This is a genomic window from Streptomyces bicolor, from assembly GCF_000719285.1.
GTDB lineage: Bacteria > Actinomycetota > Actinomycetes > Streptomycetales > Streptomycetaceae > Streptomyces > Streptomyces bicolor.
Genome location: NZ_JOFS01000010.1, coordinates 285,072 through 296,249 on the forward strand (window position 1 = coordinate 285,072; position 11,178 = coordinate 296,249).

Annotated in this window: 10 protein-coding genes; all 10 read right to left on the bottom strand. The window is 69.9% G+C overall.

Annotated elements, in window-relative coordinates; genetic code table 11:
- Window position 1: 1 nt before the first annotated feature.
- On the bottom strand, window positions 2–1,279 hold the full coding sequence (locus tag IF78_RS0116750; protein WP_031476509.1) for an MCE family protein: 1,278 nt from the start codon (window positions 1,277–1,279) through the stop codon (window positions 2–4).
- Window positions 1,276–2,601 (bottom strand): MCE family protein, encoded by a 1,326-nt coding sequence (locus tag IF78_RS0116755; protein ID WP_031476511.1) that lies wholly within the window; start codon window positions 2,599–2,601, stop codon window positions 1,276–1,278. The genes IF78_RS0116750 and IF78_RS0116755 overlap by 4 nt, the downstream gene beginning before the upstream one ends.
- The gene (locus IF78_RS0116760) at window positions 2,598–3,734 is read right to left on the bottom strand and encodes an MCE family protein (protein WP_031476513.1); all 1,137 of its coding nucleotides are present in this window, start codon (window positions 3,732–3,734) and stop codon (window positions 2,598–2,600) included. The genes IF78_RS0116755 and IF78_RS0116760 overlap by 4 nt, the downstream gene beginning before the upstream one ends.
- Entirely contained in the window at window positions 3,731–4,891 is a 1,161-nt protein-coding gene (locus IF78_RS0116765; RefSeq protein ID WP_078662477.1) for an MCE family protein, read from the bottom strand. The genes IF78_RS0116760 and IF78_RS0116765 overlap by 4 nt, the downstream gene beginning before the upstream one ends.
- On the bottom strand, window positions 4,888–5,946 hold the full coding sequence (locus IF78_RS0116775; RefSeq protein WP_031476517.1) for an MCE family protein: 1,059 nt from the start codon (window positions 5,944–5,946) through the stop codon (window positions 4,888–4,890). Before IF78_RS0116775 ends, IF78_RS0116765 begins: the two co-directional genes overlap by 4 nt.
- Entirely contained in the window at window positions 5,943–7,205 is a 1,263-nt protein-coding gene (locus IF78_RS0116780; RefSeq protein ID WP_031476519.1) for an MCE family protein, read from the bottom strand. The genes IF78_RS0116775 and IF78_RS0116780 overlap by 4 nt, the downstream gene beginning before the upstream one ends.
- An 8-nt stretch (window positions 7,206–7,213) precedes the next feature.
- Entirely contained in the window at window positions 7,214–8,029 is an 816-nt protein-coding gene (locus IF78_RS0116785) for an MlaE family ABC transporter permease (RefSeq protein ID WP_031476521.1), read from the bottom strand.
- Window positions 8,030–8,032: 3 nt separating this feature from the next.
- The gene (locus tag IF78_RS0116790; protein WP_031476523.1) at window positions 8,033–8,803 is read right to left on the bottom strand and encodes an MlaE family ABC transporter permease; all 771 of its coding nucleotides are present in this window, start codon (window positions 8,801–8,803) and stop codon (window positions 8,033–8,035) included.
- The gene (locus tag IF78_RS0116795) at window positions 8,800–9,750 is read right to left on the bottom strand and encodes an ABC transporter ATP-binding protein (RefSeq protein WP_031476525.1); all 951 of its coding nucleotides are present in this window, start codon (window positions 9,748–9,750) and stop codon (window positions 8,800–8,802) included. The genes IF78_RS0116790 and IF78_RS0116795 overlap by 4 nt, the downstream gene beginning before the upstream one ends.
- Window positions 9,751–9,893: 143 nt before the next feature.
- Window positions 9,894–10,988, bottom strand: coding sequence for an RNA polymerase sigma factor (locus IF78_RS0116800; protein ID WP_031476526.1), 1,095 nt, complete (start codon window positions 10,986–10,988; stop codon window positions 9,894–9,896).
- Between the last annotated feature and the right edge of the window lie 190 nt (window positions 10,989–11,178).

Sequence of the window (11,178 nt, forward strand, 5' to 3'; positions counted from 1 at the left end):
CTCATGCCATCGGGCCAACGAGCAGCCATTGCCACGACTCCTTTCCGAACACGGCCTGCTGGCCGCCCGTCGAGCCGATCTCGACGTTCCTGCCGTCCGGAGCGACCGTCGTGCCGGTCTCCGGGTCGTACGGGGTGACGTATGCGGCCTGGTTCGCGCCGCCGTAGGCCGTCGACGCTCCCGGGGCGTTCTGCGCGCCTCGCACCGACGACTCGCTGCCCCGCGGCAACGTGCAGCGAGCCTGCGTGTTCGCCTCGCGCGTGCTCGTGTCCGCCGGGTCGCGTCGCACCGTGCCGTATCCCTGCCTGCAGGCCGGCGGGTCGTCGGCGTTCAGGACCATGCCGAAGTGCGTGGTGCCGTCGCCCGGTACGACCGTGTAGCTGCCCGCCACCATCACCGGGAAGGTGACCAGCGCCTGTTCCACGCCGGGCAGCCTCGCCAGCGTCACCTGGCCGCCGCTGATCAGGTTCGCCAGCAGGACCGACAGCTCGGGGCCCGCCGACTTCAGCAGCGAGTTCACCTCCTGCGCCGCCGGTCTCGCGTTGCCGATCAGCTTGCGCAGGTCCCCGTCGCTCTTCTTCAACTGGGCCGAGAACAAGGCCAGATCATGCGCGAACGACTTGATCGACGAGCCCTGGTCCGCCTGCGTCTTCAGGACTTTCCTCGAGTCCTCGATCAGCGCGATCGTCTCCGGCAGTGCCTCCGATGCCGACTCGATCAGGCCGTTGCCCGAATCCACCAGGCGGCTCAGGTTCGGGCCGGTTCCCGCGAAGGCCTTGTCCAGCTCGTCCACGGTCACCCGCAGGTCCTTCTTGCCGACCGAGTTCACCAGGCGGTCCAGGCTGAGGACCAGGTCGGTCGTAGGCAGCGGTACGCGGGTGCTCGCTCGCGGGATCGTGCTGCCGTCCAGTAGGTACGGGCCCTTGGTCGTGCGCGGTTGCAGGTCGACGTATTGCTCCCCGATCGCCGAGCGGTTGGCCACCACTGCCAGGGTGTTCGCCGGGATGCGGGGGGCGCCGTCCTCGATGTCGAGGGTGACGGACACGCCGTCGGCGCCCGTCAGGTGCAGTGCGCCCACCCTTCCCACCGGTACACCGCGGTACGTCACCTCGGCACCGGGGAAGACGCCCCCGGAGTCGGCGAAGTCCGCCCGTACCGTGTAGCCGCGGTCCAGTACGTCGTCCACCAGGCCCGTGTACTCGGCGCCCACGTACGACACGCCTACGGCCGTGATGGTGGCGAAGGCGAGCAGCTGGACCTTGACCGTGCGTGTGATCACGGCTGGACTCCCTTCAGCATCAGCTCGGCCAATTCCAAATTGATTCCGGCCGGCCAGTCGGCCCCGCCCCCGGCTCCGTATCCACTCGTTCCGTAGGCCGCCGTGCACACCGGCGGGCACAGCGGGCCGCCGCCGTCCCCGGACGGCGCCGAAGGCGACGACGGTGCGCTCGGGCCGTTCGGGAGCGCTGTGGGTGTGGGCACCCCCGGCGCACTCGGAACCCCCGGGAGCTCCGGGAGATCCGGTACGTCCGGCAGGTCGGGGGTGTCGGGAAGCGTGGGGTCCTTGGGGTCGCCCTTGCCGTTCCCGTCGCCCGGCTTCTCCGTCAAGTTGCCGTAGATCCCGGCCAGGTCCAGGTCCGCCGTGATGTGCAGGTTGACGTAGTCACCCTTGATCGCGTCCACCGCGTTCCGGGGGAAGGGATAAGTCGTCAGCAACTCAAGCGAATTGGGCAAGTCGTCGCCCGCCTTGTTGAGCTGTTGCAGGATCGGGCGCAGCTGCCTCAGGTTGGCGACCGTGTCGTCGTGCGAGGCGTTGACCACCTTGGTGCCCGTCGTGCCGAGTTTCGACAGCGCCGTCAGCATTTTGGTGAGGTCGCGGCGCTGGTCTGCCAGCACCTTCAGGGCCGGTGGCATCGTGTCCACGGCCTTGGCGATGGTCTCCTTCTCGCCGCCGAGTCGTTCGGCGAGTCGGTCGACGGCCTTCAGGGCCCGGACGATGTCCGCCTTCTGCTTGTCCAAGCCGCCCAGGAACGTGTTCAGTTCCGTCAGGAGTGACCTGACCCTGTTCTCCCGGCCCTCCAGCGCCTTGTTCAGCTCCACGGTGATCGTCTTCAGCTGGGCCACCCCGCCGCCGTTGAGGAGGGCCGACAGCGCGGACAGCACCTCCTCGATCTCCGGGTTGCGGCCGCTGCGGGACAGGGGGATCACATCGCCGTCGGCAAGGCGGCCGACCGGTTCCGCCTCCGTCGGCTTCGACAGTGACACGTACTTCTCGCCCAGCATGCTGGTCTGCCGAAGTTCCGCTATCGCGTTGGCCGGCAGCTTGACCGAGTCGGCGACGCGCAGGCGTACGCGTGCGTGCCAGCCGTCCAGCTCCACCTTCTCGACCGCGCCCACCGTCACGTTGTTGACCTTCACGGCCGACTGCGGCACCAGGTCGAGGACGTCGCGGAACTCGACGGTGACGTGGTACGCGTTGCCGTCCGAGGCCGCTCCGCCCGGCAGCTGGACGTCGTACCAGCCGTTGAAGTCGCAGCCGGACAGCACCATGCAGCCGACGGCGGCCCAGGCGACCGCCCCGCCCTTGCGCAGCATGCTCATGCGCTCGCCCCCAGGATTCCGCCGAGCGTCCGGTCGACCGTGCCGGTGACCGCCGTACCGCCGCCGTGCGGCACCTCCGGCAGGGAGTCGAACAGCTCCCTCAGTTCGGTGCAGTCCGGGTTCTTGCCGCCCTCGTCTCCCGTCGTCCGGAGCAGCGAGCACAGCAGCGACGCCGGATCCTGCGCCTGGTCGGCGTTGTTGCGGGTGTCGAGGGTGCCGGACGACGGGTTGTAGGCGTTGTTCAGGTTCGACATGCCGGTCGGGGCGACCTCCAACAGTTCCTCCAGCGCGGCCCGTTGGGTGACCAGGACCTTGGTGACCTTGCTCAGGCCCTCCACGTTCGAGGTCAGCGACTTCTTGTTCCTCTTCACGAAGTCGGACACGTCGCCGAGCGCCGTCCCGAGGTTCTTCAGGGCCGCAGCCAGGTCCTCGCGCTCGCCCGCCAGCTGCTCGGCGACCTTCGCGAGGTTGGTGTTGAACGACCGCACGCTCTTGTCGTCGGCCGCCAGCGCCGCAGTGAACACCTGGAGGTTGCGGATCGTGCCGAACAGGTCCGTGCGGCCGTCGGAGAGGGTGGTGACCGCCGCCGAGAGGTCCTCGACCGTCTGGTGGAGGTTCTTGCCCTGGCCCTCGAGGTTGTCGGCGCTCACACCGAGCAGCCGGGACAGGGAGCCGTCCTTGTTGGCGCCGTCCGGGCCGAGCGCCTCCGCCGTGGTGTGGAGGCTGTCGAAGATGCGGTCCAGTTCGACGGGTACGGCCGTGCGCGACTCGGGGATCTCGTCCCCGTCCCGCAGCACCGGTCCGTCGCCCCGGTACACCGGCAGCAGCTGCACGTAACGGTCGCTGACCACCGAGGAGTTGATGATGGCCGCCTGTGCGTCCGCCGGGACCTTGCGGTCCGCGTCGTATTCCAGCTCCACCCGCACGCGGCCGCCCTGCGGCGTGATCGCCTTGACCTCGCCGATCCGGACACCGAGGACGCGGACGTCCGAGCCCGGGTAGATGCCGACCGTGCGCGGGAAGTACGCCGTCACGCGGACCGGCTCCGGGCTGGGCCACAGTACGTAGGTGAGCGCCGCGACCAGGACCAGGGAGGTCAGCAGGGCCGCGCGCTTCTTCCATCGGCTGCTCACTGGGCCCCTCCCGTCCGCGGCTCCACCGGGGCCGCGACCAGGTTCTGCACGTACGAGTCGAACCAACGGCCGTTGCCGAGGGTGTTGGTGAAGACCCGTACGTACGGGGCCAGGAGCCTGATGCTCCGGTCCAGGCTGGATTGGTTCCGTTCGAGCATCTCCACCACACCGTTCAGGCCCTTGAGCGCGGGCCCGATCTCCTTCTCGTTGTCCTGGACCAGGCCGGAGAGCTGGACGCCCAGCGCGGCGGAGCTCTTCAGCAGGTTGTGGATCGCCTCGCGCCGCCTGCTGATCTCCTGGAACAGCTTGTCGCCGTCCCTGACCAGGGCGGTGAAGTCCCCCGAGCGTTCGGCCAGGACGTCCGTGACGCCGTTCGCGTGGTCGAGCAGCTCGCGCAGTGCCTTGTCGCGGGAGGCCACCGTGCGGGAGATCTGCGACAGGCCCTTGATGGAGGCACGTACCTCCGAGGGGGAGTCCTCGAAGGTGGTGGAGATGGTGTCCAGGGCCTTCGCCACCCGGTCGGTGTCGACCTCCTCCGTCGTCGTCGTGAGGTCGCTGAAAGCCTGTACGACGTCGTACGCGGGGACCGTGCGCTTCAGCGGGATCTCGGTGCCGGGCGCCAACTGGCCTTTGCCCTTGGGGTGCAGGGCCAGGTACTTCGAGCCGAGGATCGTCTTGACCCGGATCGACGCACCGGTGTCCGTGCCGAAGGCCGGCTCGCCCTTGATCTTGAAGGTGACCTTGACGTGGTCGCCGTCCAGGTCGACCTCCTCGACCTTGCCGACCTTGACGCCGGCGATCCGCACCTCGTCGCCCGGCTTGAGGCCGCCCGCCTCGGCGAAGGCCGCGCTGTACGTCTCGCCGTCGCCGAGGACCGGCAGGCGGTCCGCGTTGAACGCGGCCGCGGTCAGCAGCGCCAGGACGGTGAGTCCGACGGCGCCGATGACGACGGGGTTGCGCTCGCGGAACGGGCCGAGATGCGGGCGGCGCAGGCGTATCCTCGGCAGCTTCGGTGGCTCGACCCGCACCTTGACCAGCGGTTGCCGGCGGGGCGCCCGGCGCGGCAGGAGCCGTACCTTCGGCAGCCGTACGCGTGGCAGCCTCGGCGGCTCCACCCGCACCTTGAACATCGGCTCCGGGCCTTTCTTACGGCTCATGACCCGCACCTCGCCCTCGCCACGTGCAGGTCGGGTGTGAGCACCTGCTGTGACGTCGACTTCGTCTTCGGCAGCACGATCCGGCCGTCGAAGTCACACAGGTAGAAGTTGAACCACGAGCCGTAGGACGCCGTCCCCGTCAGCTCGTTGAGCTTGTTCGGCAGCCGCTTCAGCACGCCCTCCACGGTCTTCTCGTTGTCGTTCAGCGTTCCGGTGAGCTCGGTCAGCTCCGCGATGTCGTCCTTGAGCGCCGGGCGTGCGTCCTGCAGCAGGCCCGAGGTGGCCTCGGTCAGATCGCCGATGCTCACCAGCGACTCGCCGATGGGCTTGCGGTCGGCGGACAGGCCCGAGATGACCCGGCGCAGCTGCTTGAGCAGGCCGGAGAAACGGGCGCCGCGCTGGTCCAGGGTCGCCAGAACCGTGTTGAGGTTGTCGATCACCGAGCCGATCAGCTTGTCCCGGCCGGCCAGCGTCGAGGTGAGGGACGCCGTGTGCACGAGCAGGCTGTTCACCGTGCCGCCCTCGCCCTGGAGGGTGCGGATGATCTCGGTGGCGAGCTGGTTGACGTCCTTCGGGCTGAGCGCGGCGAACAGCGGCTTGAAGCCGTTCAGCAGCGCGTTGAGGTCCAGCGCCGGCTGCGTGCGGGAGAGCGGGATCGTCGCGCCGGGGCGCAACTCGGTCCCGTTGCCCGCGCCCTCCGTCAGCGCGACGTACCGCTGCCCGACCAGGTTGCGGTACCGGATGACCGCGCCCGTGCCGGTGAGCAGGGGCCGGTTCTGGCTGACCGTGAAGGTGACCTCGGCCAGCGTCCGGTCCTTGATCCGGATGCCCTCGACCTCGCCGACCCGCACCCCGGCCACCCGGATGTCGTCGCCCTCCTCCAGGCCGGTGACGTCGCTGAACACCGCGCGGTAGGTGTCCTTCGGGCTGAAGGAGATGTTCACGATGGTGGCCGCGAGCAGTGCCGTAGCCGTGATCGTCACCAGCGCGAAGAGGCTGAACTTGATGAGCGGGGCGGCCGTCTGCAGGGCCCCCTTGGACTTCGTACGGCTCATGCCACACTCACCGCCGTCCCGCGCACCAGCGGCCCGAACAGCAGCGTCGTCACCGGCGGCACTTCGTCCGCGGGCACGCCCATGACCGGGGCCACGAGCGAGCCGACCGCCCGCTGCTCGGCCAGGGTCGAGGAGACGCCCAGCGGGCCGCCCGCGGAGGAGCCCCCGGCCGAACCGCCGGACTTCGAACCGTCGTTGAGGTGGGCGCCGGGCGCCGGCACCGGAGGACCGGGCAGGTCACGGCAGTTGGGCCCCGACCGCTCTCCGTAGCGCGGCTCCTCACCGGGTTCGTACGCTCCTTGCGGCTGTACGACCTCCAGCGTGATGTGCATCTTGCCGCCCCGGAACGCCTCCTCCGAGGCCTTCTCCTGCCGGACAAGACCGGCCAGCAGGCACGGGTACTCGGGGGAGTAGCGGGCGAACAGCTCCAGTGTCGGGCGGGAGACCCGGCCGAGGGTGATCAGCCGGCCGCCGTTCGCGTCCAGGAAGTCCTCCGCCGTGCCCGCGACCGTCGCCGTGGTCTTCAGTGCCGCTGCCAGCCGGTCCTCCTGCTCGACGATCGTGCGGCTGGTGGTGACGGTGTTGCGCAGGATCCTCATCAGGTCGGGCGCCGCGTCGCCGTAGATCTCGGCGACCTCGGCGAAGCGGGCGATGTTCTCGGTGAGGGTCGGAAGGTGGGGGTTGAGGCGGCTCAGGTAGGCCTCCAGGCGCGTGAGGTTGTCGCCGATCCGGTCGCCGCGGCCTTCGAGGGCGGTGGCCATCGCGGAGAGGGTGGCGTTGAGCTTGCCGGGCTGGACCGTGCGCAGCAGCGGCAGCAGGTCGTTCAGCAGTTGTTGCACCTCCATGCCGACGCGGGTGCGGTCCTGGGTGATGACGTCCCCGGCGCGGATCGGGCGGGCCGAGGAGGACCCGGCGCCGGCGGGCGGCACCAGATCGACGTACTTCTCGCCGAACAGCGTCTTGGGCAGCAGTCGCGCGTGGACGTCCGACGGGATGTGGGCGACGTGCTCCGGCTTGAGCGCGATGTCGAGCCGCGCCTTCGTCCCGTCGGCGTGCACCTCGCGCACCTCGCCGACCAGCAGGCCGCGCAGCTTGACGTCGGCGCGCGGGTCCAGCTGGTTGCCGAGGCTGTCGGCCTCCAGCGTGATCCGCACGACCGGCGTGAACGCCTGCTGGTAGACCGCGACCGACAGGCCCAGCAGCAGTGCGAGTACGGCGATGAACACGACGCCGTACAAACGCAGTCTCAGAACCCTCATACGCCGGCTCACCCCGCTATCCGTACGGTCGTGTTGGCGCCCCAGATCGCGAGCGACAGGAAGAAGTCCAGGACGTTGATCGCCACGATCGACGTGCGTACGGCGCGGCCCACCGCCACGCCGACTCCCGCCGGGCCGCCGCTCGCGTAGTAGCCGTAGAAGCAGTGCACCAGGATGATCAGGACGGCGAAGACGAGCACCTTGCCGAAGGACCACAGCACGTCGACCGGGGGCAGGTACTGCTGGAAGTAGTGGTCGTAGGTGCCGGCCGACTGGCCGTAGTAGACGGTGGTGATCGTGCGGGCGGCGAGGTACGACGACAGCAGGCCGATCACGTACAGCGGGATCACCGCGACGAACCCGGCGATCATCCGCGTCGTCACCAGGAACGGCAGCGAGGGCACGCCCATCACTTCCAGCGCGTCGGTCTCCTCGCTGATGCGCATGGCACCGAGCTGGGCCGTGAAACCGGCGCCGACCGTCGCGGACAGCGCGAGTCCGGCCACCAGCGGGGCGATCTCCCGGGTGTTGAAGTACGCCGAGAGGAACGCCACGAAGTTGGAGGTGCCGAGCTGGTTGAGGGCCGCGTAGCCCTGGAGGCCGACCTCCGTTCCGGTGAAGAAGGACAGGAAGGCGATCACGCCGACCGTGCCGCCCACCACGGCGAGCGCGCCCCGGCCGAAGCTCACCTCGGCGAGCAGCCGCAGGATCTCCTTCTTGTAGCGGCGCAGGGTGCGGCCGGTCCACGCCAACGAGCGGCCGTAGAAGGCGAGTTGGACGCCGAGCTCTTCGAGTGAGCGCAAGGGGCGTTGGAGCAGTCTCATCGGCTAACCCCTCTGCGGGACGACCTGGAAGTACACCGCGGTCATCACGAAGTTCGTCACGAACAGCAACATGAAGGTGATCACCACCGATTGGTTCACCGCGTCGCCCACACCCTTCGGCCCGCCCTTCGCGGTCAGTCCCTTGTACGAGGCGACGATCGCGGCGATCGCGCCGAAGACGAGTGCCTTGACCTCGGCCGCCCACAGGTCGGAAAGCTGGGCGAGGGTGGTGAAGGAGGCGAGGTAGGCGCCGGGGGTGCCGTTCTGCAGGACGACGTTGAAGAAATAGCCGCCCGCCACGCCGACCACCGACACCAGGCCGTTGAGCAGGACCGCCACCAGCATCGACGCCAGCACGCGCGGGACGACCAGCCGGTGGATGGGGTCGATGCCCAGCACCTGCATCGCGTCGATCTCGTCGCGGATCTTCCGTGCCCCGAGGTCGGCGCAGATCGCCGTACCGCCGGCGCCCGCGATCAGCAGCGCGGTGACGATCGGCGAGGCCTCGCGCAGCACGGCCAGCACGGAGGCGGCCCCGGAGAAGGACTGGGCGCCGAGCTGCCGGGTCAGGCTGCCGATCTGCAGCGCGATGACCGCGCCGAAGGGGATGGAGACCAGCGCCGTCGGCAGGATCGTCACGCTCGCGATGAACCACGCCTGCTGGATGAACTCCCGTGCCTGGAAGGGGCGTCGGGGGATGGTCCGGACGACGTCCAGCGCCATCGCGAACAGGCTTCCGGAGTGCCGCAGCGCTCCGATCGGTGACAGGCTCATGCGCTCGCCACCGTCCTGCGGTGCAGCGCGGCCTCGCGCCGGGCGATCGCCTCCCAGCGGGGTGGCCGCGGGATACCTGGGCCCGGCAGCAGGCGGGGAGTCAAGGCCTGGCTGCCGGGAGACTGTGTGCCCTTGCCGCCGTCGTCGCCGAGGGCGGCCAGCTCCTGCTCGACCTGGGCTGCGTCCTTCTCCTCCGCCATGCCGATCGGACCCTGCATCCGGCCGTTCAGGAACTGCCGTACGACGGGCTCGTCGCTGGTCAGCAGCTCCTCGCGGGGGCCGAACATCACCAGCTCGCGGCGGAACAGCAGGCCGATGTTGTCGGGGACCTGGCGGGCCGAGGCGATGTCGTGCGTGACGATCAGGAAGGTCGCGTCGATCTGGGCGTTGAGGTCGACGATGAGCTGGTTGAGGTAGGCCACGCGGACCGGGTCGAGACCCGAGTCCGGCTCGTCGAAGAGGATGATCTCCGGGTCGAGGACGAGGGCCCGGGCCAGCCCGGCCCGCTTGCGCATCCCGCCGGAGATCTCGCCGGGCAGCTTCTCCTCGGCGCCGATCAGCCCGACCATGTCCATCTTCTCCAGCACGATGCGCCGGATCTCGCTCTCGGACTTACGGGTGTGCTCGCGCAGCGGGAAGGCGATGTTGTCGTACAGGTTCATCGAGCCGAACAGCGCGCCGTCCTGGAACAGCACGCCGAACAGCTTCCGCACCTCGTACAGGTCGTGCTCGCGGAGCTTGGTGATGTCCCGGCCCTGGATCGTGATCGAGCCCCGCTCCGGCTTCAGCAGCCCGACGAGCGTCTTGAGGAACACCGACTTGCCCGTGCCCGAGGGGCCGAGCATGACCGAGACCTCCCCAGCGGGCAGTGTCAGTGAGACGTCCTGCCAGATGACCTGGTGACCGAAGGACTTGGTCAGCCCTTCCACACAGATCTCGACACCCATCCGGTCCGCCCTTCAGCCTGTGGAGCAGCTCTGACATCTGCTCTACGGGGAGGGGGCGGGCGTCCGTCGCTCGGATGGCGGATTTTTTTCGAGCGGGTTTCCGGACGGGGTCTCAGCGGCGATTCGCGGCTGTATGTCCGGAGTTACGGCAGTGGGGTCGCCGTCGGTGCGGGGAGCGAGGCGGACGGTACGGCGCTGGGGGCGTCCGGGACCGGCGGGAGTGCCGTGTCCGTCGGAACGGTGGAGGGGGCGTCCGGCAGGTCCGGGACCTCGGGCAGCTCCGGCACCTGCGGGACCTCCGGCACCTGCGGCGCGGACAGGGTCGGCAGCGGGGACACCGAGACCTCCGGGACCGGCGGCAGGGGCGGCACGGACAGCGGCAGGAACGATTCCCCGGACGGCGACCCGGTCGCCCTCCGCTCGGCCGCCGTGGCCGTGGGCCGGTTCCCCTCGGCCGTACGGCCGCCATCGTCGCCGTCCGGCCGCACGGCCTCCGCGTCCGGCGAGGCGACGACGGGCTGAGGAGCCGTACCGCCTCCGCCGCCTCCGCCGTCGACGGCGTACGGCAGCACGAACCCGGCCACGGCCAGCGTCGCCGCCGTCGAGGCCACGACCATGGCCGGGGTCTTGCCGGCCGGCCTCGGCCGCCCCCACCCGATCAGGAACAGCGCGAAGCCGAGCGTGGCCGCCAGCGACTGCCGCAGCGTGCGCCGGGCCCGGGCCAGCAGCGACTCGACGGTCCGGTAGCTGAGGCCCATCCGGACGGCGACCTGCCCGACGTCGAGGTCCTCCGACTTCAGCCGCAGCGCCTCGGCCTGCCGCGCGGGCAGCTCACCGCTGCGGACCGCCAGCCATTTCGCCTCGGCCCGGTCGCACACCGCCTCCTCGACGGGGACGGGGCCGGGGGCGATGAGGGTCGGGCTGGTGTGCACCTGCGCCTCACGGTTGACCTGCCGGTAGCGGTCGACGCAGATCCGCATCGTCACCGTCGTCAGCCAGGCCGCGAGCCGCTCGTCGTCCAGGTCGGGGCGCTCGGCGGCGCGCAGCATCGCCTCATGCACCGCGTCCTCGGCGTCCTCCGCACTCATCGACCGGCGCCGGGCCACCTTGAGCAGCTGCTCACGGTGGCTCCACATGCGCTCCCAACGCTCGTCGACGGCGTCGATCTCCGCAGCTGACTCTGCGGGAATATCTGCAGGCAGGTCCGCAGGCATGTCCGCGGGCATGTCTGTCGCCATGAGGGCCCCTTCGCGCTCACCCACCGGCCTGGTGCTGTCCGGCGGGTGGCGACATTACCGCCGAGTATCGGCGGTTGTGGAGGGGGAGGCGGTCATCGAGTCCGCCCTGTTACTGGTGAGTGGGGCGCCGCTGGGCAGCAGGTCGTCCGTGGGGGGCTCGATGTCGGGGGAGGGGAGGGGGAGTTGCGGG

Excerpts from the sequence above, each read along its gene's own strand:
- IF78_RS0116755 (WP_031476511.1), bottom strand. The coding sequence starts at position 2,601 with ATGAGCATGCTGCGCAAGGGCGGGGCGGTCGCCTGGGCCGCCGTCGGC.
- IF78_RS0116765 (WP_078662477.1), bottom strand. The coding sequence starts at position 4,891 with ATGAGCCGTAAGAAAGGCCCGGAGCCGATGTTCAAGGTGCGGGTGGAG.
- IF78_RS0116775 (WP_031476517.1), bottom strand. The coding sequence starts at position 5,946 with ATGAGCCGTACGAAGTCCAAGGGGGCCCTGCAGACGGCCGCCCCGCTC.
- IF78_RS0116780 (WP_031476519.1), bottom strand. The coding sequence starts at position 7,205 with ATGAGGGTTCTGAGACTGCGTTTGTACGGCGTCGTGTTCATCGCCGTA.
- IF78_RS0116785 (WP_031476521.1), bottom strand. The coding sequence starts at position 8,029 with ATGAGACTGCTCCAACGCCCCTTGCGCTCACTCGAAGAGCTCGGCGTC.
- IF78_RS0116790 (WP_031476523.1), bottom strand. The coding sequence starts at position 8,803 with ATGAGCCTGTCACCGATCGGAGCGCTGCGGCACTCCGGAAGCCTGTTC.
- IF78_RS0116795 (WP_031476525.1), bottom strand. The coding sequence starts at position 9,750 with ATGGGTGTCGAGATCTGTGTGGAAGGGCTGACCAAGTCCTTCGGTCAC.
- IF78_RS0116800 (WP_031476526.1), bottom strand. The coding sequence starts at position 10,988 with ATGGCGACAGACATGCCCGCGGACATGCCTGCGGACCTGCCTGCAGAT.